Origin of the sequence: Paraglaciecola algarum (genome assembly GCF_021532655.1) — a bacterium.
Classification (GTDB): domain Bacteria; phylum Pseudomonadota; class Gammaproteobacteria; order Enterobacterales; family Alteromonadaceae; genus Paraglaciecola; species Paraglaciecola algarum.
Window position 1 is genome coordinate 705,709 of sequence record NZ_JAKGAS010000001.1, and the last position, 26,452, is coordinate 732,160.

At 38.7% G+C, this 26,452-nt stretch carries 26 protein-coding genes, 2 tRNA genes and 1 pseudogene; 7 read left to right on the forward strand and 22 right to left on the reverse strand.

Annotated elements, in window-relative coordinates; genetic code table 11:
- Window positions 1–7 precede the first annotated feature (7 nt).
- Complete coding sequence (serS, locus tag L0668_RS02895) at window positions 8–1,297, forward strand: serine--tRNA ligase (RefSeq protein WP_235310551.1); 1,290 nt, start codon at window positions 8–10, stop codon at window positions 1,295–1,297.
- A gap of 73 nt (window positions 1,298–1,370) precedes the next feature.
- Here the strand turns inward: serS and L0668_RS02900 are convergent, their stop codons facing one another.
- The 9 genes and pseudogenes from L0668_RS02900 to L0668_RS02945 form a co-directional block, all read right to left on the reverse strand.
- Window positions 1,371–2,921, reverse strand: a complete 1,551-nt coding sequence (locus L0668_RS02900; RefSeq protein ID WP_235310552.1) for a tetratricopeptide repeat protein — start codon at window positions 2,919–2,921, stop codon at window positions 1,371–1,373.
- Window positions 2,922–2,972: 51 nt separating this feature from the next.
- Window positions 2,973–3,905, reverse strand: a complete 933-nt coding sequence (locus L0668_RS02905) for a TIM barrel protein (RefSeq protein WP_235310553.1) — start codon at window positions 3,903–3,905, stop codon at window positions 2,973–2,975.
- Window positions 3,905–5,624: pseudogene (locus L0668_RS20995) on the reverse strand (GMC oxidoreductase). Before L0668_RS20995 ends, L0668_RS02905 begins: the two are co-directional and overlap by 1 nt.
- A complete protein-coding gene (locus L0668_RS02920) occupies window positions 5,621–6,190 on the reverse strand; it encodes a gluconate 2-dehydrogenase subunit 3 family protein (RefSeq protein ID WP_235310556.1) in 570 nt (189 codons plus the stop codon). The pseudogene L0668_RS20995 and the gene L0668_RS02920 overlap by 4 nt, the downstream one beginning before the upstream one ends.
- 147 nt (window positions 6,191–6,337) lie before the next feature.
- A complete protein-coding gene (locus tag L0668_RS02925) occupies window positions 6,338–6,676 on the reverse strand; it encodes a TusE/DsrC/DsvC family sulfur relay protein (protein WP_235310557.1) in 339 nt (112 codons plus the stop codon).
- Between the two features lie 5 nt (window positions 6,677–6,681).
- On the reverse strand, window positions 6,682–6,966 hold the full coding sequence (gene tusB, locus L0668_RS02930) for a sulfurtransferase complex subunit TusB (protein WP_235310558.1): 285 nt from the start codon (window positions 6,964–6,966) through the stop codon (window positions 6,682–6,684).
- Window positions 6,966–7,337 (reverse strand): sulfurtransferase complex subunit TusC, encoded by a 372-nt coding sequence (tusC, locus tag L0668_RS02935; RefSeq protein ID WP_235310559.1) that lies wholly within the window; start codon window positions 7,335–7,337, stop codon window positions 6,966–6,968. Before tusC ends, tusB begins: the two co-directional genes overlap by 1 nt.
- Window positions 7,337–7,726, reverse strand: coding sequence for a sulfurtransferase complex subunit TusD (tusD, locus tag L0668_RS02940; RefSeq protein WP_235310560.1), 390 nt, complete (start codon window positions 7,724–7,726; stop codon window positions 7,337–7,339). Before tusD ends, tusC begins: the two co-directional genes overlap by 1 nt.
- Before the next feature lie 109 nt (window positions 7,727–7,835).
- Window positions 7,836–8,504 (reverse strand): Bax inhibitor-1/YccA family protein, encoded by a 669-nt coding sequence (locus tag L0668_RS02945; protein WP_235310561.1) that lies wholly within the window; start codon window positions 8,502–8,504, stop codon window positions 7,836–7,838.
- Between the two features lie 270 nt (window positions 8,505–8,774).
- Between L0668_RS02945 and L0668_RS02950 the strand changes: the two genes are divergently transcribed.
- Window positions 8,775–8,866: transfer RNA gene (locus L0668_RS02950), tRNA-Ser, on the forward strand.
- A 430-nt stretch (window positions 8,867–9,296) separates the two neighbouring features.
- On the opposite strand, the gene L0668_RS02955 is transcribed toward L0668_RS02950, so the two are convergent.
- Window positions 9,297–10,004 (reverse strand): tellurite resistance TerB family protein, encoded by a 708-nt coding sequence (locus L0668_RS02955; protein WP_235310562.1) that lies wholly within the window; start codon window positions 10,002–10,004, stop codon window positions 9,297–9,299.
- A 132-nt stretch (window positions 10,005–10,136) separates the two neighbouring features.
- Window positions 10,137–11,039 (reverse strand): transcriptional activator NhaR, encoded by a 903-nt coding sequence (gene nhaR, locus L0668_RS02960; RefSeq protein WP_235310563.1) that lies wholly within the window; start codon window positions 11,037–11,039, stop codon window positions 10,137–10,139.
- A gap of 141 nt (window positions 11,040–11,180) precedes the next feature.
- Between nhaR and L0668_RS02965 the strand changes: the two genes are divergently transcribed.
- The 4 genes from L0668_RS02965 (at window position 11,181) to L0668_RS02980 (ending at window position 14,609) form a co-directional block, all read left to right on the forward strand.
- Entirely contained in the window at window positions 11,181–11,564 is a 384-nt protein-coding gene (locus L0668_RS02965) for an HPF/RaiA family ribosome-associated protein (protein ID WP_235310564.1), read from the forward strand.
- A gap of 267 nt (window positions 11,565–11,831) precedes the next feature.
- Window positions 11,832–13,013 carry a DEAD/DEAH box helicase gene (locus L0668_RS02970; RefSeq protein WP_235310565.1) on the forward strand — a complete coding sequence of 394 codons (1,182 nt, stop codon included), beginning with the start codon at window positions 11,832–11,834 and terminating at the stop codon, window positions 13,011–13,013.
- A gap of 210 nt (window positions 13,014–13,223) precedes the next feature.
- Window positions 13,224–14,090 (forward strand): MYG1 family protein, encoded by an 867-nt coding sequence (locus L0668_RS02975; protein WP_235310566.1) that lies wholly within the window; start codon window positions 13,224–13,226, stop codon window positions 14,088–14,090.
- 54 nt (window positions 14,091–14,144) lie between these two features.
- Window positions 14,145–14,609 (forward strand): DUF2147 domain-containing protein, encoded by a 465-nt coding sequence (locus L0668_RS02980; protein WP_235310567.1) that lies wholly within the window; start codon window positions 14,145–14,147, stop codon window positions 14,607–14,609.
- Between the two features lie 99 nt (window positions 14,610–14,708).
- Here L0668_RS02980 and L0668_RS02985 read toward each other — a convergent pair whose 3' ends face one another.
- Complete coding sequence (locus L0668_RS02985) at window positions 14,709–15,023, reverse strand: hypothetical protein (RefSeq protein WP_235310568.1); 315 nt, start codon at window positions 15,021–15,023, stop codon at window positions 14,709–14,711.
- Between the two features lie 57 nt (window positions 15,024–15,080).
- Window positions 15,081–17,450 carry an alkaline phosphatase D family protein gene (locus tag L0668_RS02990; protein ID WP_235310569.1) on the reverse strand — a complete coding sequence of 790 codons (2,370 nt, stop codon included), beginning with the start codon at window positions 17,448–17,450 and terminating at the stop codon, window positions 15,081–15,083.
- A 286-nt stretch (window positions 17,451–17,736) separates the two neighbouring features.
- Between L0668_RS02990 and L0668_RS02995 the strand changes: the two genes are divergently transcribed.
- A tRNA-Ser gene (locus tag L0668_RS02995) sits at window positions 17,737–17,828 on the forward strand.
- A 616-nt stretch (window positions 17,829–18,444) separates the two neighbouring features.
- Here the strand turns inward: L0668_RS02995 and ttcA are convergent.
- The 9 genes from ttcA to ccoO form a co-directional block, all read right to left on the reverse strand.
- Window positions 18,445–19,377 (reverse strand): tRNA 2-thiocytidine(32) synthetase TtcA, encoded by a 933-nt coding sequence (gene ttcA, locus L0668_RS03000; RefSeq protein ID WP_235310570.1) that lies wholly within the window; start codon window positions 19,375–19,377, stop codon window positions 18,445–18,447.
- Between the two features lie 461 nt (window positions 19,378–19,838).
- Window positions 19,839–20,768, reverse strand: a complete 930-nt coding sequence (uspE, locus tag L0668_RS03005; RefSeq protein WP_235310571.1) for a universal stress protein UspE — start codon at window positions 20,766–20,768, stop codon at window positions 19,839–19,841.
- A gap of 96 nt (window positions 20,769–20,864) precedes the next feature.
- The gene (locus L0668_RS03010) at window positions 20,865–21,536 is read right to left on the reverse strand and encodes a sulfite exporter TauE/SafE family protein (protein ID WP_235310572.1); all 672 of its coding nucleotides are present in this window, start codon (window positions 21,534–21,536) and stop codon (window positions 20,865–20,867) included.
- A complete protein-coding gene (ccoS, locus tag L0668_RS03015; RefSeq protein ID WP_235310573.1) occupies window positions 21,529–21,717 on the reverse strand; it encodes a cbb3-type cytochrome oxidase assembly protein CcoS in 189 nt (62 codons plus the stop codon). Before ccoS ends, L0668_RS03010 begins: the two co-directional genes overlap by 8 nt.
- A 13-nt stretch (window positions 21,718–21,730) precedes the next feature.
- Window positions 21,731–24,100 (reverse strand): heavy metal translocating P-type ATPase, encoded by a 2,370-nt coding sequence (locus tag L0668_RS03020; protein WP_235310574.1) that lies wholly within the window; start codon window positions 24,098–24,100, stop codon window positions 21,731–21,733.
- Window positions 24,101–24,123: 23 nt separating this feature from the next.
- On the reverse strand, window positions 24,124–24,615 hold the full coding sequence (locus L0668_RS03025; protein ID WP_235310575.1) for a FixH family protein: 492 nt from the start codon (window positions 24,613–24,615) through the stop codon (window positions 24,124–24,126).
- A 102-nt stretch (window positions 24,616–24,717) separates the two neighbouring features.
- Window positions 24,718–25,671 (reverse strand): cytochrome-c oxidase, cbb3-type subunit III, encoded by a 954-nt coding sequence (gene ccoP / locus L0668_RS03030; protein WP_235310576.1) that lies wholly within the window; start codon window positions 25,669–25,671, stop codon window positions 24,718–24,720.
- Complete coding sequence (locus L0668_RS03035) at window positions 25,664–25,837, reverse strand: cbb3-type cytochrome oxidase subunit 3 (RefSeq protein ID WP_235310577.1); 174 nt, start codon at window positions 25,835–25,837, stop codon at window positions 25,664–25,666. The genes ccoP and L0668_RS03035 overlap by 8 nt, the downstream gene beginning before the upstream one ends.
- Before the next feature lies 1 nt (window position 25,838).
- Complete coding sequence (ccoO, locus tag L0668_RS03040; protein ID WP_235310578.1) at window positions 25,839–26,444, reverse strand: cytochrome-c oxidase, cbb3-type subunit II; 606 nt, start codon at window positions 26,442–26,444, stop codon at window positions 25,839–25,841.
- Between the last annotated feature and the right edge of the window lie 8 nt (window positions 26,445–26,452).

Sequence of the window (26,452 nt, forward strand, 5' to 3'; positions counted from 1 at the left end):
AAACAAGATGTTAGATCCAAAATTTTTGCGCAGCGATATCCAACAAACGGCAGAAAAACTTAAAAAGCGCGGTTTCGAATTAGACGTAAATTCCTTTGTTCAATTGGAGGAGAAACGTAAATCTTTACAGATGAAAACCCAAGAGTTACAAAATGAACGTAATGTTCGCTCTAAATCTATCGGTAAAGCCAAAGCATCTGGTGAAGACATTCAGCCATTACTCGCAGAGGTGGGCAAGTTAGGTGACGAACTAGACACAGCAAAAACTGAACTTGCTTCTTTATTAGATGAAATAGCTACTTTAGCAGCAGGTATTCCTAATTTACCTGACGATTCTGTGCCAACTGGTAAAGATGAAGAGGAGAACTTTGAAGTATCTAAGTGGGGCACGCCTCGCCAGTTCGACTTTGAAGTAAAAGATCATGTTGATTTAGGTTTTGCAGTGGGGAAAGGTTTAGACTTCGAAACTGCCACAAAATTAACAGGTTCTCGCTTTGTTGTGTTGCGTGGACAAATTGCTCGATTACACCGTGCTTTAGCTCAATTTATGCTTGATTTACATACCCAAGAGCATGGTTACAGTGAAATGTACGTGCCTTTATTAGTTAATCACGACAGCATGCGTGGTACTGGCCAATTCCCTAAATTTATGGGTGATGCGTTTCACACCAAACCAGCCACAGAAGAAGGACAGGCGTTGTCTTTAATCCCAACGTCAGAAGTGCCATTAACCAATATTGCTCGAGATGAAATTTTTGCAGCAAAAGAACTGCCTGTAAAAATGACCGCACACACTCCTTGTTTTAGAAGTGAAGCTGGGTCTTATGGTCGTGATACCCGTGGTTTAATTCGTCAACACCAGTTTGATAAAGTGGAGTTAGTTCAGCTTGTACATCCAGAAAAGTCATTTGAAGCATTAGAAGAGCTTACAGGACATGCTGAAAAGGTATTGCAGCTATTAGAATTGCCATATCGTAAAATGTTGTTATGTACCGGCGACATGGGCTTTGGTGCTTGTAAAACATATGACTTAGAAGTCTGGTTACCTGCTCAAGATACTTATCGTGAAATATCATCATGCTCGAATATGTTAGATTTCCAAGCCCGTAGAATGCAAGCACGATTCCGCAGCAGCGAAACTAACAAACCAGAATTATTACATACTCTAAATGGTTCAGGATTGGCTGTAGGCCGCACTTTGGTGGCTATTCTTGAAAACAACCAACAGCAAGATGGTTCTATCAGTATTCCTAAGGCTTTGCAGTCTTATATGAATGGTGTTGAATCCATAGGCTAGTTTTTGTTTGACCTGTTAAAACGCCAGTCTAGTGAAATAGACTGGCATTATATCCTAAAATAACAGGGGTGGATTATTCTACAATATACACTTTACCTGTAGTCCATTTTTGAACTAAACCACGCCAATAAGTGACGTCCCAATTTAATTTTTGTCCCAGCCTAATGGCCTTTTCAACGTAATCGATTACTTGACCAAAATCTCTATTAGCTTTATTTTTTTCTGCAATGGCTAATAAAAAATAATACTCAGGGTTGTTACTTTGGCTTTCAGTCATACTCGCTAAGTATTGATTAGCCGATTCAAAATTATGTAATGATTTATCCATAGCTAACATTCTTAACTCAGATGCTTTAAGTGTGGCGGCTAGGTGAACTTTTCTCATCGCCGATTCATACCAAAATAAGGCTTTTTTCTCGTCGTTAACCACCCAAGGGCTGTGTTTTAGGATATTAGCTAATAAATATTCCGCTTTAGCTAAACCATATTTACTAGATTCTGAAATCCAATAAATGCCTTGTTCAATATTGGTTTGTTCTCTGTAAAGTTTTGCGCCTAACTCATATTGTGCGCGGGGATCGCCAAGCTGGGCTAATTCCTTAAGTTTTGCTTCTGCTTCACCTTCTTGTTGTTTGAGCCATTTAAAGGTAAGTAACATCATGGCGTATTGGTATTTATCTTCTTTGGCTTCACTAACTTTTAGTTTTTTAGCTAATCGACGTACTTTGTCAAATAGCGCCTCATTTTTTTGATCCATTTTGTTTCTAGCATAAGCTGCTGAGCCGATATAACTTCTGTTCATAAAGTTAACTCTGCTATCTTGAAAATTCGGAGCAGGGAATTTATTTTTGACGAATTTTTCTTCCAAAGTGCGGGAGTAACCAATCTTTTGCACGGGAGTAGCATTTCGTACTGAGCCATCAGGTCCAATATCGTAGTCAACAATCAAAAATGGGGTTCTTCTGGTGAATTTAAATTCTGGGCGTAGTTGAATAGAGTAACGTAAATCATCTCCTGGGCGCATTTCTGAAAGCTGATTACCTGCACTAAACTCGTAAGCCCCAGTTTCATCACCGGAAAATGAGTCGTTGGTATCAAAGCCATCATCTTCAAAACTACCATGTATTTCCTCTAAAATAAGATCTTCATCTTGATAACTAACAGTTAATTCACCATCTCCGCCAAAGGTTATTTTTTCTGATAGTAGGTCTTGATTGAGAACAGGAAAATATTGGCTAGTAACCTGAGTTTTACCAAAGCTGGCAGCTACTGCTGGTAATAGTTCCTTCGTTCTGGATTTTTGACTATCCGTTAACAAGGCGTATATATTTTGGGCGGCTTCTGCAGAGTCATTAAAGTCGTATTGTGAGGCCATTGAAAACCATATATACGCACTGATATTATCTATCGGAACAGCTAATCCTTTGTGATAAATAGTGCCTAATTGGTAAAAAGCGTGAGGGCTGCCAATTTTCGCTGCTTGAGAATATTCTTGAATGGCTTGTTGGTATTTCTCTTCGGCAAAGAGTTTATCGGCTTTAAACACATCTACAGAAAAAGCTTGGGTACAGATAAAGCTTGTTAAAACTAACCAAGTGTATTTTCTACGAGCAAAAAATTTCATAACTGTCTTCCTTATAAACTGGTAATTTTCCGTAATTAACATGATTAGGGCCTATATAGTTGGTGGGCTAAGACTAATACTTTTAGCTAAATTGGCTAAATCTAAAGCTGCTTGTTGATCATCTTTGTCTTTTGGAAAACATTCTGCGCCTATATAGCCCTTATAGCCAAGTTCTCTTAGGCGAGACAATACCGCTCCATAGGCGACTTCTTCTGTACCTGGTTGATGTCTGTTTGGTGAATCAGCCAGTTGAATGTAGCCAATTTGATCAAAACCATTTTCCATATGGGTAATGAGGTTTCCATTTGTTCGCTGCATATGAAAAAAGTCCCAATTGAGTTTAATACTAGCAGAATTAACCTCTCTGCAAATTGATAAACCGGGCTCAACACCATTGATAAAATGGCCTGGATGGTTGAATGGATTGTAAGGTTCAATGGTTGCCATGACTTGCGCTTTTTCAAAAATCGGTGCAGCTAATTTTATGGCTTGGGTATAGATTTCAATGTTTTGTTGTTCTGTTTGTCCTTTAATGTTGTTATGGCCGGTTAAGTTAAAATTAGGCACACCAAACAACTCACACAATTCAATTGTGCCTTGAGTCCACTCAATAAATTTATTGTGATTACTGGCGTCAGCTAGGGAAGGGGCACCAGGTGAAAAACTAGTAATGGTAATACCTTGGTCTTTTGCTCTCTTTGCAATTTCAGTTGGATTTTTAGCTTTTTTCTTAGAGTTCGGATCCCAGAATTCTACCGCGTTAAACCCCATTTTTTTGGCCGCATTAATTCGGTCTAAAAATGGTAGATGTTTAAACCACATTTCGATATTGCACGAAAACGAGCCAAGCCATTTTTGTCTTTCGGCTAAAGGCATGATATTCGTGCTTAACTCTTTGTTAACTTTTGTGGATGCACAAGAGCTTAAAGCACTTCCGGCTACGCCAGCGGCGACTGATGAGACAATAAACTTACGTCTATTCATTATAGTTTTCCTTTTTGCAGAAGTTTTGCTGCGTAATCCGCCGAACGAGCGGTCATAGCCATATAAGTAAGAGATGGGTTTTGAGTTGAACATGACGACATACATGCCCCGTCAGTTACAAATAAGTTTGGGACATCATGTGATTGAGCCCATTTATTTAATACTGATACTTTGGGATCATCTCCCATACAAGCGCCGCCCATTTCATGGGTACGAGCGCCGACCATTATGTGTTTATCCGCTGGGGTTTCTGTGACTTTTACATTTGTACAACCGCCTGCTTCGAGTAACTCTTTGACATCTTTAGCCGCCTGAACAATCATTTTTCGTTCATTCTCACGAATAGTGGCATCAATATGGAGTAGAGGAATTCCCCATTTATCTTTTTTACTAGGGTGTAAACTAACGTAGTTGTCATAGTAGGGCAGCATTTCACCGAACATAGCGGTAAAAAATCGCCAAGGTGCATATTGTCTGGCATTTTCTTTTGCTTGTGCACCAATACCCACTTTTTTGGCTGTCGTACCAGTCAATGGCCTACTTGCTGCACCCCCTTGAAAACCGTAGCCACGAACAAAATCCACATCGTCAGATTTTTCATGCCTAAAGTTTGGAATATAGGTACCAATTGGTCTACGCCCATAAGAATATTTATCTTCAAATCCAGGCACTGTTCCACCAGCCATAGCGCCGGTAAAATGATCCATAATATAATGACCTAATGAACCGCTAGAGTTGCCTATGCCATTAGGAAAGGTTTTAGATTTTGAATTGAGCATCACTTGTACCGAACCTAAAGCGGAAGCGCACATAAACACCACTCTGGCTGTATAACTCCGTTTTTCATGTGTTTTAGCATCGACAATACTAACAACCTAATGCTTTGCCAGTTTTTTCATCATAATCAATATGAGAGGCAATGGCATCTGTAACTATGGTCAAATTTCCTGTATTTTTGGCTGCCGGAAGCGTGGCAGCTAAGGCACTAAAATAACCACCAAAAGTACAACCTCGTTCACAATACGAGCGAGCCTGACACTTGGTGCGACCTAAGTTGGTTTGTACTTCGGTTGGCTCTGTCATATTAGCCGTACGGCCAATGATCATGTGTCTATCTTTTAGGTTTTTAGCAATGTTTTGTGAAACAAACTCTTCAGCACAACTCATATCCCATGGCTTTTGATACACGCCGGCGGGTTGATCCGGTAAACCGTCATTATTTCCAGATATTCCCGCAAAGGTTTCAACATAGTCATACCAGGGGGCTAAATCGTCATAACCAATTGGCCAAGGGATCCCGTGGCCATCTTTGGCATTCGCTTCAAAATCTTTAGGCCCGAAACGCAAGGAGACACGTGCCCAAGTTAGCGAACGGCCACCCAAGTGATAACCTCTAGTCCACATAAAAGGCCGGTCTTCTGGGTATGAGTAGGGGTATTCTTTTTCATCAGCAAAAAATTGAATGGATTCCGTTTTTAATTTTTTCTTTTTGGTTTTTAACATACGATAACGGCCTTGTTCGTCGTATATCTCTGAAGCTAATCCTCGGTTTTCTAACTGCCAAGGTGCTTGCATGTCTTTGTACTCAGTACTTGGGTGATCTAAATGGCGACCTCTTTCAATTACTAAGGTTTTAAAACCTTTCTCACAGAATTCCTTAGCCGCCCAGCCACCAGTCATTCCCGAACCTACAACTATTACGTCATATCCTTGTTTCATATTAGGAACCCGCTATTTATTTTATTCAAATCTTGTTTGCTGAGGTTGCCGTGATAACTGCCAGGTATCAGTTTAAAATCTGGATTGGCTTGCTCTGAAGTGTAATAGATATGAAATATCATTTCTTTTAACCGCCTGTAATTGGCAGATAGAGTAGTCTGCTTGTTATTAAAGGCTGCCAGGTCTAATTCTTCTATTAGTTGTTGTCGTAAATTTAATGGTAAATCAGCATAACTAGTGCCGTGGGTATCATTTGCTAGTGTTTGTATTTGTTCAATGGTCGTTTTAAATTGGAGTTTAGTTTTAGCGCCAGCCCAAGTAAGCATTAATCCGTCAAGTATGTTAACTACATGGGCATCTGTGGCACCTGGAGTAGTGGTTTTGGGGATCATAATTTCAGCTACATCAGTTAATACCGTAAGCTCTAAAGCTGAGTAAAATTGACCGCTAGTTTCAATTTTTAATAGTTTGTTGGATTTAATCAAGGAGCTTGCAAATATAGGGGCAGACACTAGGTACATTGCTGCACCAATAAATACCCTTCTGCTGATTTTGAGGTCTTGCATCTGTTTACCACTTACCAATATACCGTAAATACAATGTTAACAGTCAGCAAAAGGATCAGTAAAGAGTTGATTTTATATATAAAGTAAATATTTTGTAAATAAATGCAAGGACGTATTTAAAAGAGTCTTCGTCTATTAGTTAAATGACTACAAACATTTCGCAGGCTTAGGTAATCCAGCAATTTTAGTCGCTTGTTTGGCTGGCCCTTTGGGGAAAAGTTTAAACAGGTAGCGGCTGTTACCTTTTTCCGGTCCAAATTCATTGGCCATGGCTTTAACTAAGGCACGCATTGCAGGGCTAGTGTTATATTCTAGGTAGAATGCCCTTACAAAATTCACTACTTCCCAATGATTATCACTTAGTTCTATATTTTCTTGTTGAGCAAGAGTAGGCGCCAGTTCAGGCTTCCAATCTTGGACGTTTAATAGATATCCTGCTTTGTCTACAGCAATATTTTCTCCAGCAAACTCTAAAACATAATCCACTTTATTTACCAACTTATCACTTGCTTGTAGGTTAAGGTTAATTCGACAAACTCTTTGTAACATATAACCTGAAAGCCTTGCTGGACATTGGTTAAACCTCTTGCTACCAAGTCATCTTGAATACAATAAACTGGTTTAAATTTTGCCAACTTCTTAGCTAAATCCCTATGGGTACAAGCATAAACGGCATCTTGCACTAAGATAACCTTATCTTGTGGGGCAATACGTTCGATAGTTTGTTCTATGAGAGTTGAAGTGTATGGGCTAGCAGTAAATTTATGTAAGATCATTAAAACACCATCGACTTAACATGTTTAGCTAAAAGCGCTGGCGTAGCAGTCTGTTCAATTATCGTAACCGGTATACATAAACTTTCGACTGAAATATTGCGCTTTACTAAGCTTTGTTTACACACAAAAATGTTTTCAATCTCGTAAAACTCAAGTGCAGCAAAGGTTTTATGATAAGCCTTACTATCAATTTTTTTAGGGTCTTGATTTTGAATTAATTGCCATACTCCATCTTCAACAAAAAATAGACTGACGGCTTGGCCAAAATTGCTCATGGCCAAGGCCAACTCTAAACTTTCTTGGCCTTTGGAGCTACCATAAGGGGCGGTTTGATTGATTATGGCTATAGAGCCTTTAGGTATATTGATCATTAAAACTGCACCAGTCTGTCGCTATCTTTTATTAATACCGCTAGGTCACCTAAACCCACTGATTCAAAATTATTAGATAAACTGAAATGAAGCTTATCTGATTCCTCTGCGTCTTGGGCATTGGTAACTCCACGTTTGGTGGCTGCGTTTACACATACTTTTAACGGTACTTTGTGCTGTGTAACCAAAGCTTGCCAAGCATTTAATAAATCAAATTCATCAGAGGCGGATATCTGTAAGCTATTGCCGTTTAAGGTGCCGTTTTCATAAAAGAAAACACCATTTATTGTATGTCCAGCTTCAAGGGCGGCTAGGGAAAACCTATAGGCAGAGTTGGAGCCTTGATCAGAAAATGGAGCACTGGTAACTAACAAAGTAAATGAGGCCATGAACGCAGAGAGGGAGTTCCTAAGTAAGTGTGTATAACAGGTTTAAATGTATCATAAAAAACGCCCCAGCAAGCTGAGGCGTTTTAAAAATCTAGTTAAATTTTACAAATTAGTCATCGTTTCCAAATGCGCCTAACAGGTGAAGAATAGATGTGAATAAATTATAGATATTCAAATACATAGATACAGTTGCTCGTATGTAGTTAGTTTCACCACCGTTAATGATACGGCTTGTATCATATAAGATGAAACCAGACATAATGAATACGATAGCTGCACTAACTGCTAAGCTTAACGCTGGGATACCCAGAAAAATGTTAGCAATTGAAGCTACAACTGCTACGATCAAACCAACAAGTAAAAAGCCGCCCATAAAAGAGAAATCTTTTTTAGTGGTTAATACATATCCCGATAAACCAAAAAACACTAAAGCTGTTGTCCCTAAAGCCTGGACAATAGTCTCTGTACCACCTGGAAAGCCTGCGTAGTAATTAAGCATTGGCCCCAATGAACCACCTAGTAAACCTGTGAAAGCAAATACAAACCAAATACCCATTGAGCTTTCAGCTGCTTTGTTTAAAAAGAAGATCATCACAAGCGCACCAAGACTCATCATCATGGCAGCACCTTGTCCAAGTCCTACAGACATTGCCACACCAGCACAAACGGCACTGAATGTTAAAGTCATAGCTAACAACATGTAAGTGTTACGTAGTACCTTATTGGTTTGTAAAGCAGAAGCTTCACCAACTGTACTAAATGACGTTCTTTGTTCCATTTTATTCTCCAATATTGAAAGTGAAAATAGTTTCATATGTATATAGTGTATTTGTATGGGGTTTGGTTCAATAATTCAAGTAATACCGTATTAAATCTTTAATACAAAAGGTAACTTGATGTAAATTCACACAAAGCGAACAAACTATAAACAAACAAAAAATATTTTAAATTTAGTACTTTACTTCAAATTAAAAGGTCTCTATTATTCGCGTCCTTGATTCGTACCGACTTAATAATTAGTAGTTGAGCACGTATTGAGACAAAATTTGGATAGCTGGCAGAGCTCGGTTTAATGCACCTGACTTGAAATCAGACGTACGGTCAAACGTACCGGGGGTTCGAATCCCTCGCTATCCGCCATATTTAAGAAACCCGCACATGTAGCGGGTTTTTTATTGCCTTAAATTTGTCACCAATGTCAACGCGAGGGGTGAGAACCCCCGTGGTTCGACAAAAACTTCAGGAAAGTTTTTGAACGGACGTAATGCGGCCTCGAAGAGGCGAGGGCAAGGATAGCCCGAGTACAAAATGTCTGGTACATCTTATTCACTACATCCATGTAGTTCACTCACTTCGTGAGCTAGCTAAAGCTATTCTAGTTTGTTCCAACAAACTTTGGTGCACCGCCTTTGGGCGCCGGAAGGGGCTGGTCATGGATGTACCTGAGAGAATCCCGTCCAGTACCTACCCCTGTTTCTAACACTGTCGCCCCTTACATTAAGCAGCTTTTCTTGTCCTATGCAGTTTTTCATATATAGCGGATAGAGATGTCTTTGTTCGAACACCTATTTCAACTAACACTGACTTGTTGGTTGTTTAGCGCATACCCAGCTTGTATTTTTATTTGGTGTTCAAGATCTGCTGGTAATTTAAGCGCTTTTGCCAACTCTTCTAAGTGCAAGTTTTCAGCATCTGTATCTGCATCAATTGCTAAACATGAAGCCAAATAAACTTCCGTTTTTTGTTCTAGATTATGTGTACTCATTGCAAGTTCTTGAATGTAAATAGGCTGTCTAAGCAGATCGAACACTAATCCTTTTACTTGTTGGTTGAGGTTCATATTTTCGACAGCAGAAAATATTCTTTGTTGCTCGTTTGCATCGATGTGCCCGTCTGACTTTGCTGCTGCAATCATTGCTTTGATTAAGGTCAACTGAAATTCGTCAGACATTAGTTGTTGGTTAATGGTTGACTCTTCAAAACTTTTATCGTTTTGGCTATTCGAACTAGCAGAAACTTGTAAATTATTATTACGTTGCCAGTTACGATAAGCTTTGAAAGCAATTCCTCCTATTAATGCCGTTCCTCCTACCATAGCCGCTTTACCTGCAAATTTTCTGGCGGATTTGTTTCCTGCTAATAAGCCCATTATTCCACCCGCAGCAGCGCCTCCTAAAAGCCCAGAGCTCAAAGCATTATGTTTATTGCCTGAATGTTGGGTTTTATTTATTTGAGTATCTGAACCAGTAAATTGATTTAATAAGTTTTGAAAGTTCATAAAATATCCTCTTTTAGACTGAATTTAGTCTAAGAAAAATATTTGACGAGAAAAAGTCGAATTAAATTAACTTAAAGTTCGAAAAAATCGATGTTTATTAAGTAGTAAGGAAAAATAGAAGGTACTGAGGGATTAAACGAATAGTGATGTTCTAGCATTATTACATATAGCGGATACCGCAGGATGCTTAATTTTTCTTTCTGCGGAAATAGCGTAAAACTCTTGTTTTACTTCGTTTACATGGCCAATAACTTCAACAGCAAAATTTTTGCATACTTCTTCCACTATAATACTGGGCATAAAAAATGCGCCTAATCCAGCTTGACCAAAAGATTTCATTAATGCGCTATCGTCAAATTGGCCTTTAATCATGGGATAAAGTTGCTGTTCATTTAGCCAAAAATCTATTTGTTTTCTAATAGAATATTGACTTGTCGGCATTAGTGTTGGTGCGCCATTCAAAGATTGAGGAAAATTGTGTTTAAGCTGTTTGGCTAACTTAGGACTAGCGAAAAATGTCAAACCTGTTTCACCTAATTTGTGATTATATGCTTTTATATTTAAAGTGCCTGTTAATGGAGTATCACTCAATACCATATCTACCTTATGGATAGCTAAGTCTGCTAATAACATGTCCACGGGGCCTTCAAGACTTGTTAACGTTATATCTTGCTCAACTAACAAGCCAGGCTCTATTATTTTTTGAACTATTGTTTTTGGCAAAGAGCTCGCTGCTCCAACAATAAATTCAGAAGGCCCAATATTTGGCATTCCCCTTAACACATCACTGAGTTCTCTGCCTAAGGAGAATATTTCATCGGCATAACCTAATACCAGTCGCCCTGTGTCTGTTAATTTGAGCCCTCTTCCTTCTCTTTCAAATAAGGTGCTTGCTAAATTATCTTCTAACAAAGAGAGTTGACCGCTAATGGTTTGTGGGGTGATGTGTAATTTGGCACTGGCCTTGGCAATACTGCCTTCATTGGCCACGACCCAAAAATATTTAAGGTGTTTGTAGTTAATTGATGAGTGCATATTTACTCTTTATTTCAGGTTTAAACATCGGATAAATCGAAGTTTACTACAATAATTAAACGAATTTTCCTTTGTTTTCTAACTTGATAATTTAATTGTGAGTTTCCCCACATAACTAATAATATTTAGAGGACTTTTATTATGATAATCGATATTCAAGCTAGACAGTTTGCTTTATCCAAGGCACTTAAACATTATGTTGAATCAAAGCTAAGTCTCAATCTTGGCCGATATAAAGCTAATATCAACCGAATTAATGTTAGTTTATTCGATGTGAATGGGCCCAAAGGGGGAGAAGATAAATGCTGTAAAACAATTATTAAAGTCAAAGGTATGTCAACCATTGTAATTGAAGAAACTACTCTTGATATGTACGACGCCATTAATAAATGTTTGAATCGAGCCAAGCGCACGGTAAGTAGGAGTGTTAGTTTTAGTTCATGGAAAAGGCAAAAACCAGTTCCAATTGCGGATAACGCAATAGCTGCACAGTTAACCGATCGTGAATTACTCATAAATAGGTAACATTTAGATACTGCAAGATACTTAATTATTTATAATAAATGATGGCCGCTATTAAGGCGGCCTAAATATCATTCCTGGCTATTTGAGCAACTTCTTATTTTTTAAAAAAATGTATTTTCAGTAATCTAAACAATCTTATCTATGTTTTTGTAATACCATTAAGCTTGTTTAGAATCCATCTAGCCTGTTCTACACAGGTTATTCAAAATCGTATTCAGATACTAAGCACTTAACTGTCTTTCATTTCGTGTTCTTATAAGGTTAAACATGTCATTTTCGTCATTGAATTTATGTGATCCAATTCTTGCCGCGTTATCCGCATTAGGTTATACCCAGCCTACGCCTATTCAACGTGAGGCTATCCCTAGCATATTGTCTGGTAAGGATTTAATAGCTGCAGCGCAAACCGGAACAGGCAAAACAGCTAGCTTTGTGTTGCCAATATTGGAGCGACTTAATACTCAAAGGAAATTGAGAGGCAAACGTATCCGCGCTCTCGTATTAGTCCCAACACGAGAATTGGCTATTCAAGTCGAAAAAAGTGTTGAGAGTTATGGTCAAAATTTAAAAATTAGCTCAATGGCCATGTATGGCGCGGTTGATGCTTTTGAACAAAAACAAGGCTTAATATTGGGCGTGGATATACTCATCGCTACACCAGGGCGTTTGTTAGATATGGCACATCAGCGAGCTTTACACTTTGATGAGCTAGGATTCTTAGTGTTAGATGAAGCTGACAGAATGTTAGATATGGGTTTTATAGAAGACATCAATAAAATAATTGAACGATTACCCGAACAAAGACAAAACCTATTATTTTCTGCGACTATTTCTAAGGAAGTTCGAGCTCTGGCTAAACGTTCCATTTATAACCCTGTGGAAATATCGATTAAGCCAGACAAAACTTCTGCGGCAAAAATAGATCAATGGCTTGTGACGGTAGACAAGGGCAATAAGTCCTCGTTATTAAGTTATTTGATTAAAGAGCAAAAATGGGATCAAGCACTCATCTTCATTGAAACTAAGCAGGGAGCAGCTAAGTTGGTGAGTCAGTTAGAAAAACGAGGTATACAAGCAGATAGTATTCACGGAGACAGAACACAAGGCAATCGAGAGAAAATACTAGCTAGTTTTAAAACGGGTAAAATAAAGTTCTTGGTAGCAACAGGAGTCGCTGCGCGGGGCTTAGATATACAGAATTTGTCTAGAGTCGTAAATTACGATGTGCCTGATCAAGTAGAAGATTATATCCACCGTATAGGTAGAACAGGTAGAGCTGGTGCTAACGGAGAGGCAATTTCCTTTGTGGCTAAAGATAATTTTAGAAACCTGTGTGCAATTGAAAGTCACCTTGGACATATTATTACTAGAAAAGAGTTTGAGGGATTCCCAGTTAAAAAGACGGTACCTATTTCTATTTTAAATTATGTGCCTAAAAACAGACGCTGATTGCAGAATCTATTTGAAACAAAACTCAAACAACCGTAAAAAGTTGTGTTGATCATTAGATAAAGACATCTAATGTCTATTTTGTGCTTTTTGGGTTGGTTTTGGTTTACAATTAGCGCCGCATTAAATTGATGACTTGTATCGTTAGATTTCGAAAAGGCCATCATTCAATTTATTTTTCATTTCCTATTTTAAGACGACACCAATTAAATGACTAACCTAACAATCGTAACTCATAACGGCAGTTTTCACGCAGATGATGTTTTTAGTATCGCTGCGCTTAAGTGCATTTTTCCTTCATTTAAACTTGTTCGTACTCGAAGTACAGAGCTGATTGCCAAAGCTGACATTGTGATTGATGTTGGAGGCATATACGAGTCAGATTTGGGCCGTTTTGATCATCATCAACGTGGCGGAGCAGGGGCTCGAGAAAATGGCGTCCCATATTCTTCATTTGGTTTAATTTGGAAAAAATATGGCGTAGAAATATGTCAGGGTAACCAAGAGGTAGCCGATGCTGTTGATGCTGGACTGGTTTCGGTAATAGATGCTATTGATTGTGGTCATGTGGATGGTATTTACGAGGGTATTAGTTTAAGTCAAACTATTTCAATGTTTAATCCTTCTTGGCAAGAAGAAGGAGATTACGATGCTTGCTTTGACCAAGCCGTAGATTTTGCAGGGCGTATTTTAGCCCGATTTATTGCATCGTGTAGCGGAGGCATAAGTGCCAAAGAAATTGTAGCTAAAGCAATTAAAAGTGCGCAAGATCCAAGAGTCATAGTATTAGACAAATATGTACCTTGGAAAAGAACCGTACATACCTTAACAACCAAGGCCTTATACATTGTTTATCCTTCGCAGACCGGCCAATGGAGAATTCAAGCTGTACCTGTTGAACCTGGTTCCTTTGAAGACAAAAAGCCGTTACCTAAAGAGTGGGCAGGTTTGTCAGACCAAGCCTTACAAGAGGTAACTGGAATTAATGACGCTATGTTTTGTCATAATGGGCGGTTTATTGCTGGATCAGAGTCGTTTGAAAGTACCATGAAAATGGCTACACTAGCCCTAAAGTAAGGTATGTGGAATTAGCGTAAACATTCAGTGCGCAAAGTAACAAAAGGAAAAATTATGAGTAAGTTTTTATGTAGCTGTTTATTATCAGTTTTAGTCACTACAAGCTGTTTTGCAGGCGACATACAGGGTGTTTGGTTTACCGAAAACAAGGATGCTAAAGTTAAAGTGTATGCCTGCGGTACTGAGGTGTGTGGCGACATCATTTGGTTAAAAGATCCAATCTGGACAGAGAAAGATGTTAAAAATCAAAAAGACGCAGTATTAGGCCATGCCAAAACTGATGTGAAAAATGATGACAAAGCCTTAAAAGTACGTCCGATATTAGGTATGACCTTACTAACAGGTTTAAAACTAACGGATGAAAACGAATGGGATGGCGGCAAAATATACGATGCTGAATCGGGTAAAACCTATAGCTGTCAGGCAAAACTTAAAGAAGATGGTGATACCTTAAAAATGAAAGGTTACATAGGGTTTAGTTGGATAGGCCGCAGTACTACTTGGACTAGAGTTGAATAGGCCTAAGCAAAAAGTGGCAAATCGTATTTCTAAAAGTATAAACAAACCAGCCCAATTACTATATTGGCTGGTCGCTTGATCTTAAATTACAGGTAGGTTTTATGAGTATTTTTGTTTTGCCTTGAAAAAACAAGGTAGAGGCAATAGTGAAATTATCATTATTGCCACTCCAAAGCCAAGATAGCCAAATACTTGAGCATACAATAAGCTAGAAACTAATAGGATCAAAAGACCAGTAACTAAGATACTGTAACCCACATATTTGCCGAAACCTTCAGGATTTGACATTACTGACTGATCTGCTCCATTTATCCAATGTCGCTTATTGTTTATCGCAATTTGATAACCCACAAAAATTAACGGTAATCCACCAAGTATTGCAGTGAGTAAAGCTATAAAAAATAGGTCGTTCATAAACCATTCCTTTGCTAGAAAATGCCTGTTAACAAATGACAGGCATTTTAAGAGTATTTATCCGATAAGGTTTTCACCTTTGTTTTCTTTTTGATGAATGGTGACCGGCCAACCAGGGTATTGGTTGCTAGCTTTACCATCAGTGACATCTACTAAAAATTTATAGGCATGCATAGTGTAAGTAAGCTTTTCGGTATCAAAAGTAATAAAGCCGAAACCACTGCCTTTTTCATGGGCTTTAACGTACCTGTTACCAGACTTACCAACAACTGGGTTACCCACCGCATAGATATACATTTTATTGCCAAAGGTATCGTGGAATTCTCCAGTATCCGCCAAATTATGAGTAGGGCGATTTTCGTATGGCATATTGATAGAGTCTGGTTTCCACCATCTTGGCCAACCTGCTGAAATAGCTGGGGTACAAAAAGCCCAGTTACTATCTCTTTGTTTATTTACGCCATATTGTGATAATGAGCCTAGGTGAGTGTCACCGCAGATATGTAAGGCCATTGAGTCACGCATTACACCTACAGCGCGATTACGGGCAGACGCAGGCCAACCACTAGAGTCAAAGTCATACTTCATGAATCTATTAGGTGTGGGTTGATGGGTGCAGATCCCAGCAAATACTGTTTGGCTAAGTACTGCTTTTAAATTATGGCCTTGCCAATCTTTGCCCCATTGCACTAAAAACTCTTCTTGGCGTTTACCTAACAAATCTAAACCAGGAGGGTTAAATTTAGGGTTGTAGCTAAACTTATCTTCATCTTGGCCTGTCACACCCACTTCGATGTTTATGCGTTCAGGACCACTTTTCCACTGTCTATCGGCGATTATGGCAAAACTCACACCGCCATAAATCATTTCGCCATAGTACGAACCAATACCATTCGTTGGCGTTGGATCATGCGGGGCAGGGTGATGATTTAAGGTCGTTCTATGCACCATATTCACAACTTTAGGTGATTGAATATAACCACCTAAAATAGCAGCTGTGGGATCTTTTTGAATGTTTTGCATAGTGGCGCCGCCTTCACCCCACAAATTACCCTGCAACACATCATGGTCATCTGGTAAACACACAGTAGGCTGGTTACGCATAACGTCTTTGAAAGCCCAGCCAAATTGATAAAACTTTCGCAAGTAATTCAGCATGGCAAGGTTGTCAGGTGTACGTACTATTCCAAAGCCACCGTGACTTTCGTATATCTGGTCACCAGAGAAAAAGACTAAATCTGGACCCAGTTTTTCAACATTTTTAGCCACTGGTTCATATGGGAAACCATAGTCATTTTGACAGGTTAGGGCTGCCATGCGTAACTTTTTGTTAGATGGATTGGCTTTTATGTTTCCTGTGTAAATATCTGGTGTTTCTGTGCCATCAGAGTGTTTCTCACGGTATACCACTCTAAAAGGGGTATCGTGTTTTTCATTCCAATTATTTAAACGGAATGTGGCTAACCAACCTTCTGGATGTATTTTTTCTGTTCCTAAAGATACCCATTTATTGTTTTTAAATGCTTGTAGTTCAATTGTCTGATTATCTTGTTCACCTAGTGCCCCTGTATAAGCGCTTAGGTTCATTACAAAGCCCTTGTCACTGCGAGAGTCACTTAATGTGTACATAGTCCACAAAATGGGGCCGAACTTGTTGTCTTCACTAACCGAAAAAGCTTCGCCCTGCATAGTCCAATCACTAAACCGATAACGAGCACCTGGTTTACCTTTGGTCTCAAGCTCATCTCTCGTTGTGGCAGAGTTGGAAAAGTTACTGACTAAGGCAACATTACCTAATAATTCATTTGCTGGAACAAGGTGCTCTAAAGTGGCAATAACTGTTCCTGATGTAACGAGTGTTGCGGTTAGTGTTAAAGCCATGGCCCCTGATTGTGCCGTGCCAATTAGATCTAATCTAACGTCTTGGTTATCAACATTCTGTGTTAAAGATGTTTTGGTAGAGCCTAAGACTAACTGCTCGTTTTTAATCCCTAAGTCATAACCTTTTAAGGCAAAACAGTTACTGCGGTATTCGTTTAGTTCACTTTTTGCTCCAAGTCGAATGCCAGCGCCTCCGTCATTTTTAGCAGATTGCAAACGGTTTAAAGTGACCGACATCACAAAATTTTGATCTAAGTGCGTGAGTTGGTGGGTGAGGGAATGAATACTTCTATTGCCACCTTGGCTCAAACATTCAGCCCCGCCAGATTTGACTGTCCAATCTTCCATAGGATTGGCCCAATATTCACCACCTAACCAAACTCGATCATGGGTGTTTGCCCAGTTATCTTTGTGGGTTTGTGTACCACGTTTAGCAGACTCAACTGATGATTCGTTAGCTGTTGTTTTACAACCAGTGACACTAGAAGCGACCACACCAGCAGCAAACATCTTTAAAGCGGAACGACGAGTAATATTATTTTTCATACTTAATTCACTATTTGTTTATTGTTAACAATAAATGCATGGTGACACTATAACGACTTTTAACAGTAACGTCATATATTTGTTGAAAAATAGTTAAAATTTGTCCACTTCACGATCAACACATTTTGTATGTTTAAATCTAGATTTAAGCTATTTGCTCAATAAATCAGCGGTTAGTCGGTAAGGTAAAGGATCCCGCTTTACATCCTTAACAAAGGTCTCTAAAATGCGCCCTCAATTCGAAGTGAGGAAATATGAATTACCTGTTACTTTGAATTAAAAATTTGGATAGCTGGCAGAGCTCGGTTTAATGCACCTGACTTGAAATCAGACGTACGGTCAAACGTACCGGGGGTTCGAATCCCTCGCTATCCGCCATATACGAAATAAGAACCCGCTTTTTAGCGGGTTTTTTCGTATATGGCGGATAGCGATGTCTTGGTTCGAACTCCTAGTTCGACTATTTGTATGGCAAAAATAGTACAGCCGTAGGCTGCCCGAAGGGTGAGTATCAGGGAAGATACGAGTGAATCCCGTTCAGTAATCTACTTTCTGTTAAAACACCTCCAAACTGAACATTGAGTAATTTATCTTTTCAACGTTGTTCGTTGGGCCTTTTTCATTTACGCGGAATAGCGTCGGGATGAGAAACCCTGGGGTTCGACAAAAGTTTCTGGAAAACTTTTGAACGCACACAGTGCGGCCTCGAAGAGGCGAGGGCAAGGATAGCCCGAGTACAAAAGTTTCTGGAAAACTTTTGGACAGCCGAAGGCTGGTCGCGTAGCGACGAAATACTTCGCTATCCCGGGTAGTCGACTGCCTAGCGATCAAACACCTACAAACCAAACATTGAGTAAAAAATCTTTTTCATCTTTTATTTTTATGAAAGATAGTTTCGTTTTCTTATTTCCACACCTTGAAATATGTAATACAAATATTCTTGAAAAATGTATACGTAATTTATTGGTATTTTAATAACCTGTTTTTAGCCTTACTAAAGGTTAGTCACATCAATTGCCTGAATCTGACTAATATTAGTCGTTTTAGTTACATGCTTTTCTGATGAAAGGGGATTAAACTCAGGTTGATCAAAACCAATATCACCATCTTTAAAAGGGCCGTCTTGAGTCTTTAGACTTTCAAAGTCGTAGAGTTGTTTATCTGCTAAATGTGATGGAGCTACATTTTGAATCGCTTTAAACATAGATTCAATTCGGCTAGGATATTTTTGATCCCATTCTTGTAACATGCCTTTGATCATTTTTCTTTGTAGGTTTTCTTGAGAGCCACACAAGTTGCAAGGAATGATTGGAAATTCTAAAGCATTGGAATACTGCAAAATGTCTTTTTCAGCACAATAGGCCAGAGGGCGGATCACCATTTGTTTACCGTCATCACTCACCAATTTTGGTGGCATTGATTTTAACTTACCGCCATGGAACATGTTTAGAAATAGGGTTTCTAACATGTCGTCTCTATGGTGTCCTAGCGCTATTTTTGTGGCGCCTAGACGAGTAGCAGTTGAATACAAAATGCCTCGTCTAAGTCTAGAGCACAAAGAACAAGTGGTTTTGCCTGCTTCAATTTTGTCTACCACTATTGAATAAGTGTCTTCTTCAACAATCTCATAGTCGATACCTAATGATTGTAAATACGTCGGCAAAACATGTTCTGGGAAGCCGGGTTGTTTTTGGTCTAAATTCACCGCAACTATTTCAAATGAAATAGGCGCGACTTTTTGCATATGCAATAACACGTCTAACATAGTGTAACTGTCTTTACCGCCAGACAAACACACCATAACTTTGTCGCCTTCTTCAATCATTTTAAAGTCAGCTATAGCTTTGCCTGTGTTATGGCGAATACGTTTTTGCAGTTTGTGAAAGTTTTGTTTTTGGCTTTTGTTAGGTGTTGTTACTTGACTCATTACCGGGACTTTTATTAATTGATAAATACGCTTGTGACAAGCTTAGTGTGGCGCGATTATACCTTAATACCAATCTAGGTAAATAAGTAGTCACTCAGAATGCGTCCAGCGGGTTTTGATTAAGGAGTCACTAAGTCGTAATGGTTGTTCCCTTTCAATTAGTGAGCCCCCGATCTTTTTACAAAGATAGGCGCAAAACCCGCAGGGGTATTCCTTTCAGACGATTTTTAAAAGGGCTTACTCTGTGTTGCATGACTTCGAAAGAGAACAAGGTGATTTTTAATAAAGAGCTATTAGTCATGCGCCTTGATTAAGCCCTTTTAAACTCTCGCTGAGTGGTCAATTATTTACCTAGATTTGTATAACTAAGCTGTAAATGGCGATATTCGCCCCAATTAAAATGGGGCTTATTTTTCATGGCGAGAGCTTAATGCTGCTTACTTGATGTAACAAAGAAGTAGTCAAAGTTTAATCGGGCATTCAAAGCCTTCGGGTTTAATGGCTAACACATCACAATTAAGTTTATCGATAACATGCTCCGCTGTGTTACCTATTAGAGCGGCTGATATACCACTTCTGCCGATAGTGCCTAACACTACAAGTTCGGCATCAAGTTGCTCGGCATATTTAGGGATCACATCTTCAGGTAAACCAATATCCACATGACAATTTTCTGTGTTTATTTTGTGTAGTTTAGCATGCTCCATCATAGTGTTTTGATGATGTAATTTAGATGCCTGGTCATAGGCTGCTGGATTAAATTCTGGAATTTCTATGACTATATTTGCTGGTGTTCCGGGATATGAATTCACTAAATGTACGTTTGACGTTAATAAATGGGCAAAATGTAAAGCTTGTTTGGTAATTAAATGATTTAGCGACAAGTGCTCTTCTATGTCTACCCCTACATTTATTGCGGCAATAATTTCACCATTTCTTGGCCATGCATGTTCTTTTACTAATAACACAGGAACCGGCGCTTTGCGCATTAAATGCCAATCTGTGGGGGTAAATATGATGGATTTTAAATTGTCGTGTTGTTTGGTGCCTTTAACGATTAAATCAAAGCCTTGATCCAACACTTCGTAAATAATGCTTTCGTAAGGCCTATTATGCCAGACGATTTTTACATCTATAGTGATACTGATATTGCTGAATTCTTTTTCAATTAAATTAACCAGCCAATCTGTTTTATCCTCAATCACAGCGTTTCGCATGTTTTCTCTTTCATCAGTCGTTAACATACTAGTCATCTCGTATGAAAAATCATAAATAGTTAACATGGCCGTGACGTTTGCACGATTAATGTGAGCAATCTCTACGGCTCTAGAAAGAGACTTTTGTTGGTCTGTTTCTGGATCGATTACTGCAAGGATTTTTTGGTAATTCATAATAGCTACTCTGTATTGAATTAATGCACTAATTTATACTTTAAGCTTATGAAACTATTTGCAAATCTGCCAGTTTATGCATAGTAATTTTGTAGATTAGTTAAGGGATAAATTAATAGTATTAAACAGTTGAAAACTGGCAAAGATTAATAACAAAATGCTAATGATATTTTTGCTAGTTGGATGTTGAATAGTCGATTTTATTTTTTCAAAACCCATGGCCGTTAACAACATGACGGGCAGGGTACCTAAACCAAAGCCAAACATGATTAATCCACCTGTGATTGTTGAACCACTGGCTAACGACCAAGTTAAAATAGAATATACTAAACCACAAGGTAACCAGCCCCAAAGTATTCCATATGGTAGGGCATATAATGGGCTTTTAAAGGGGATAAAACGTTTTGACCTGGGCTGAATGTGTTTCCAAAGGCCATTGCCAAACTTTTCTATTTTAGTTAAACCATGCCACCAACCGCTGATGTATAGAGCGAGCATCAGCAAAAAAACAGCACTGAAAAATTGTAAGATTATCAGGCCTTGGTAAACTTGATTCGAAAATATATGTCCTAACCATCCGGTTATACATCCAGCTAGGGTATAACTTAAAATTCGACCCATATTGTAGGCTAGGGCATAAGGAAATAAATTATCTGATTTAGGAATACCGAAACTAAATGCTCCAACAATTCCTCCACACATACCAACACAATGTACCCCGCCAGCCAAACCTACTAGAAAAGCGGAGATAAAACTGAGTTCAGGCATTATTGTCTTTGTTTAGTTGATCTTTAGGTGATTTATTCGGTAGGTCATCATCAAACAAAATGCTACTACCTTGACGTTCTAGATCTTCAAATTGGTCGGACTTGACCGCCCAGAAAAACACCACAACAGCTATACCTACCAATAAAATTGCTAGAGGGATTAAAACATAAATAATATTCAAACTTGTAACCTAATTATTTTAATAAACGGACGGAATTAACCACCACTATGAGTGAGCTCAGTGACATACCTATAACTGCCATCCAAGGTGTTAAATATCCCGTAAAAGCTAACGGTAGCACTATCAGGTTATATCCGATAGCCCAACTAATATTTTGCATTATCTTTGTTTTACACCGTTTAGCTAAGCTAAAAACGGTCCGGATCTTATCTAGATTGTTATCTAATAAAATTATGTCTGATGAAGACTTGGCTAAATCAGAACCTGCGCCAAGGGTAATAGATACATCGGCTTTTGCTAAAACAGGGCCATCATTAATGCCATCGCCTATCATTAGCACGATATTGTTTTCCAACTGAGCTTGGTGTATTAAGCTTAATTTTTGTTGAGGTGTTTGATAGGCATAAAAATTTTTAATGTTAAGTTGATTGGCTACCTCAGTTACCATATTGAGGCTGTCTCCACTAATAAGTGATACAGTTTTATGTTTGAGTCCTTTTATAAAATTCATACTGGTTTTTCTAATCGTATCTTGTAATAAAAAGCCAGCCAGCAAAGCATCTTCTGATTGCAAAAATACATTACAGTGTTTTAGTGGTGAAGGTATCTCAAAATCCATAAAAGAACCAGATCCTATCTTATATGATACGTTATTTACTATACCTGTAAGCCCTTGTCCTACCTCGGAATTAAACTTAGTGACCTGTTGTAAACCAGTATCTTCACTAAAGGCCTTGGCGATTGGATGGGAGGAATACTGTTCTAAACTTGCTGCTATACTTAATAACTCGTTTTGGCTTATTTTTGATAGATTAAAACATTGAGTTACCGAGAATTGTCCGTTTGTTAAGGTGCCGGTTTTATCCAACCCTACCCAGTTAACTTTAGTTATTTGCTCCAGTGCATCGGCCCTTTTTAGTAATATTCCTTTGCTATTTAAATGAGCGACTGCACAAGATAAAGCGGATGGTGTTGCCAAACCTAATGCACAAGGGCAGGTGGCAATCAATACAGAAACGGTAACCCATAATGCTTGCGAGCTATCAATAGTTAGCCAAGTGAAATAGGTCACCATTGAAATTACCAATACAGCTGCGACGAAATACTGAGAAAACTTATCGGCTAGTCCGGCAATTTTAGGCTTACTGGCTAAAGCTTGGGTTTGTAATCGAGATATTTGGTTGACTAAAGAGTGTTTTAACTCTTTTGATACTTGAATAGTCAGAGTGCCCAATTGATTTAATGTACCTGCAAATGTTTGATCTCCAACTCTTTTGTGAACTAAGTTGAATTCCCCGGTTAACATCGCTTCGTCTATTTGGCCGCTACCCTCAATAATAATGCCATCTATGGGGATCAACTCACCACTTTTAACTAAGACTAATTGACCTTCTTTTACTGATTTAGCTAATACTGATTTCGCTTTTCCATTTTCTAGCAAACTCGCAGTTGTTGGGATAAATTCGAGCATATTGGCTGACAACTGTGAGGCTTTATATCTCGCCCCATGTTCTAAATAACGGCTAATAAGTAACAAAAATACAAACATACATAGAGACTCAAAGTAGGTTTGCCCAGTATTTTGTATTGTTGCGAATAAACTAGTTAAGTAAATTACGGTTAGTGCCACACAAATTGGCACATCCATATTCACGGTTTTAGCACTTATGGCTCTGGTGGCACTGGTATAAAATTGAGCAGCAGAGTAAAAAATAACAGGGGAGGTCAAGAGTAAACTTACCCAATTAAAATATTGCTTAGTTTGTGTGTCTAAGTGGCCAAATAAATCAAAAAACACCCCTAGGTTTAACATCATGACTTGCATTGTCATTAGGCCAGCTAAGCCTAAACGTTTGAGAAAGTTTTTATTTTCTTGGCGGTAACTTTGTTCGTGCTGTTCTGGTTGGAAAGGTTTAGCATGATAGCCAATTTGTTCTATCTGACTTAATATCTCACTTAATTTAATTTGCTCGTTTAACCAAGTGATAGTGGCTCTTCTGGCAGCTACATTAACACCTACGCGTCCCACACCTTGTAGTTTGGCTAGCTGCTTTTCGATTAACCAACCACAAGCTGCGCAATTTATTCCAGAAACCGTTAGTTGAATTTCGCTAAATTCGTGATCTGTTTGGACAAATTCTTGTAAAAAAGATTCGTCATCAAACACTGCCAACTTATCTAAAATAGAGTTGTTTTTGTCATCCGCTTTTTCAGCAAACTCATTTCTATAATTGTAATAATCTTCAAGACCATTATTAATTATAGCTTTTGCTACAGCTAAGCAGCCGGGGCAACAAAACGATTGTGTTTTACCCAATACCTGAGTTTGATAGTGATGTGCAGGGCTATTCTTTAAGCCACAATGAAAACAGTTTTCTGGCATATATTTTAAGGCTTTATTTTAGATTAGGGCTTTATTTCAAATGCTGATTCTTGTGGTAGGGAAATCGTTTTTTGTATTTTCCAACTATTAGTGAAAGGATGAATACTTAGTCGCCATTTACCGTCAATTACTTTATCGATTGGCGCTCGGTATATGCCGTTTGCATCTCTAAATACCTTAGTCGAAAAATCTTTGTGTTCTTGAGTTGAATGATAAAAGTCTAGAGTTAATGCCTCACCATTTTCTGGCTCACCCGATATAAATGTAAGCTCTATATTTTGATTCGTTATTTTTGCTTGAATAACTATATTTAAGGCTTTTGCATTCTCGATGGCCTGTAACTTCACGTTGATGCCTTTACCTTCCTTATAATAATCATCGATTACCATACTGTCTTCATTCGTGAAAGCTAAATGCATCATGGTAAAACTAAGCACCATAGAAGTAGCTGGTACTATGATTAAAAACCACGGCCAAAATTGTTTATACCAGGGGAGGGACTCTGTGTTTTGCATGAAATTATTATACTCTATAATGTCAAAGTATTTTAGAACGAGCTGGGTGGAATAAAAAAGCCCCGGGTTAGCGGGGCTATTTATTAATTTAACTTAACCCGACTATTTTTGTGACAGGCTGTAAACATAAGAAGCCACTAAGTGGATTTTCTTTTCACCTAATGTGTCTTTGAACGCTGGCATTACACCATTACGACCATAGGTTAAAGTTTCTGTCACAGACTTTTCAGTTGCACCGTAAAGCCAAATTTGGTCTGTCAAGTTGGGCGCACCAAAGGCTTGGTTACCCTTACCGTCCGGGCCATGACAAGCAACACAATTAGTAAACTTGTCTTTACCCGCTGTAACAAGACTTTGATCTAAGTCAGGGCGATTACTCAAACTTAACGTATAGGCTACGACCTCATCCACGCCCTTAGCACCCAATACATCAATCCAAGCTGGCATCATGGCTTTTCTGCCATTTAATAGTGTTTCTTTAATCTTATCTGGTGAGCCACCGTATAACCAATCATCATCAATTAAACTCGGGAAGCCTCGTTGTCCGCCGGCATCTGAACCGTGGCACTGAGAGCAGTTTTGAGCAAATAATCGTTGGCCGACCTTAAGTGCCTCTGGATCTTTAGCTAACTCTTCAACAGATTTTTGATAGTAAGCTTCAAAAATAGGCGCAAATGCTTTATCTGCTGCTGCCACCTCCCTGTCATATTGGCTAACTATGCCATTGGTTTTAAGAGCTTCAACTGCTGCCTTAGACTCTGCTAAAGAACGAATGTTTTGATTAGAACTCTGCCAATTCAGAACTCCCTTAAAACTACCTAATCCAGGATACAAAACTAAATAAACGACTCCCCAGACTATGCAGATGTAAAATAACATAGTCCACCATTTAGGAAGTTGATTATTAATTTCAACAATACCATCAAATTCATGATGCATATCGTCGCCTTCTTCAACACCGGTTTTGTTTGCTAAGCACCAGCGAAGTAATAAATAACAACCTAAAATTGACCCCAGTGTAATAACTGAAATCCAAATGCTCCAAAAACTACTCATCTACCTTAGACTCCCGCTTGTTGTGCTCAGGTTCATCGTCAAAAATAAGCTTTTCTGCCTCATCAAAATTTGCTTTTGATTTATTACTAAAAGCCCACCAAACAATTCCAATAAAACTTACGAATACAACTACTGTATAAATGCTACCGCTCGTTGCGTAATCCATATTATTTCAATGCCGTACCTAATGATTGTAAATAAGCAATTAAGGCCACCATTTCGGTTTTACCTTTCACTGCGTCTTTTGCACCTGCAATATCTTCGTCAGTATATGGAACCCCAAAGTCTCTAAATACTGAAAGCTTTTTAGCTGTTAACTCCCCATCTAAGGTGTTTTCCATTAGCCATGGAAAACCTGGCATATTAGAAGCGGGAACAACGTCTCTTGGATTAATAAGGTGTACCCTATGCCAGTCGTCACTGTAACGACCGCCTACACGGGCAAGATCTGGTCCAGTGCGCTTAGAACCCCATAGAAATGGATGTTCCCAAACTGATTCGCCTGCTACTGAATAATGACCATATCTTTCTGTTTCAGCTCTAAAAGGGCGGATCATTTGGCTGTGGCAACCAACACATCCTTCACGAATGAATATGTCACGACCTTCCATTTGCAGTGCGGTATAAGGTTTTAAACCGTCAACGGGAGCCATAGTTTGTTGTTGAAACATAAGCGGGGTAATTTGTGCCATACCACCTAGACTTATTGCAATAATTATCAGTACAGTCAAAAGACCCACATTTTTTTCGATTAATTCATGTGCATTTTTCATAATTTGGC

Coding starts and splice junctions, on each gene's coding strand:
- L0668_RS02920 (WP_235310556.1), bottom strand. CDS start 6,190: ATGCAAGACCTCAAAATCAGCAGAAGGGTATTTATTGGTGCAGCAATG.
- L0668_RS03035 (WP_235310577.1), bottom strand. CDS start 25,837: ATGGATTACGCAACGAGCGGTAGCATTTATACAGTAGTTGTATTCGTA.
- L0668_RS02965 (WP_235310564.1), top strand. CDS start 11,181: ATGATAATCGATATTCAAGCTAGACAGTTTGCTTTATCCAAGGCACTT.
- L0668_RS02955 (WP_235310562.1), bottom strand. CDS start 10,004: ATGAACTTTCAAAACTTATTAAATCAATTTACTGGTTCAGATACTCAA.
- ccoO (WP_235310578.1), bottom strand. CDS start 26,444: ATGAAAAATGCACATGAATTAATCGAAAAAAATGTGGGTCTTTTGACT.
- tusD (WP_235310560.1), bottom strand. CDS start 7,726: ATGGCCTCATTTACTTTGTTAGTTACCAGTGCTCCATTTTCTGATCAA.
- L0668_RS02975 (WP_235310566.1), top strand. CDS start 13,224: ATGACTAACCTAACAATCGTAACTCATAACGGCAGTTTTCACGCAGAT.
- L0668_RS02900 (WP_235310552.1), bottom strand. CDS start 2,921: ATGAAATTTTTTGCTCGTAGAAAATACACTTGGTTAGTTTTAACAAGC.
- L0668_RS03020 (WP_235310574.1), bottom strand. CDS start 24,100: ATGCCAGAAAACTGTTTTCATTGTGGCTTAAAGAATAGCCCTGCACAT.
- L0668_RS02905 (WP_235310553.1), bottom strand. CDS start 3,905: ATGAATAGACGTAAGTTTATTGTCTCATCAGTCGCCGCTGGCGTAGCC.
- L0668_RS03010 (WP_235310572.1), bottom strand. CDS start 21,536: ATGCCTGAACTCAGTTTTATCTCCGCTTTTCTAGTAGGTTTGGCTGGC.
- serS (WP_235310551.1), top strand. CDS start 8: ATGTTAGATCCAAAATTTTTGCGCAGCGATATCCAACAAACGGCAGAA.
- ttcA (WP_235310570.1), bottom strand. CDS start 19,377: ATGAGTCAAGTAACAACACCTAACAAAAGCCAAAAACAAAACTTTCAC.
- uspE (WP_235310571.1), bottom strand. CDS start 20,768: ATGAATTACCAAAAAATCCTTGCAGTAATCGATCCAGAAACAGACCAA.
- tusC (WP_235310559.1), bottom strand. CDS start 7,337: ATGATCAATATACCTAAAGGCTCTATAGCCATAATCAATCAAACCGCC.
- L0668_RS02970 (WP_235310565.1), top strand. CDS start 11,832: ATGTCATTTTCGTCATTGAATTTATGTGATCCAATTCTTGCCGCGTTA.
- ccoP (WP_235310576.1), bottom strand. CDS start 25,671: ATGAGTAGTTTTTGGAGCATTTGGATTTCAGTTATTACACTGGGGTCA.
- L0668_RS02945 (WP_235310561.1), bottom strand. CDS start 8,504: ATGGAACAAAGAACGTCATTTAGTACAGTTGGTGAAGCTTCTGCTTTA.
- L0668_RS03025 (WP_235310575.1), bottom strand. CDS start 24,615: ATGCAAAACACAGAGTCCCTCCCCTGGTATAAACAATTTTGGCCGTGG.
- nhaR (WP_235310563.1), bottom strand. CDS start 11,039: ATGCACTCATCAATTAACTACAAACACCTTAAATATTTTTGGGTCGTG.
- L0668_RS02980 (WP_235310567.1), top strand. CDS start 14,145: ATGAGTAAGTTTTTATGTAGCTGTTTATTATCAGTTTTAGTCACTACA.
- L0668_RS02990 (WP_235310569.1), bottom strand. CDS start 17,450: ATGAAAAATAATATTACTCGTCGTTCCGCTTTAAAGATGTTTGCTGCT.
- L0668_RS02985 (WP_235310568.1), bottom strand. CDS start 15,023: ATGAACGACCTATTTTTTATAGCTTTACTCACTGCAATACTTGGTGGA.
- tusB (WP_235310558.1), bottom strand. CDS start 6,966: ATGATCTTACATAAATTTACTGCTAGCCCATACACTTCAACTCTCATA.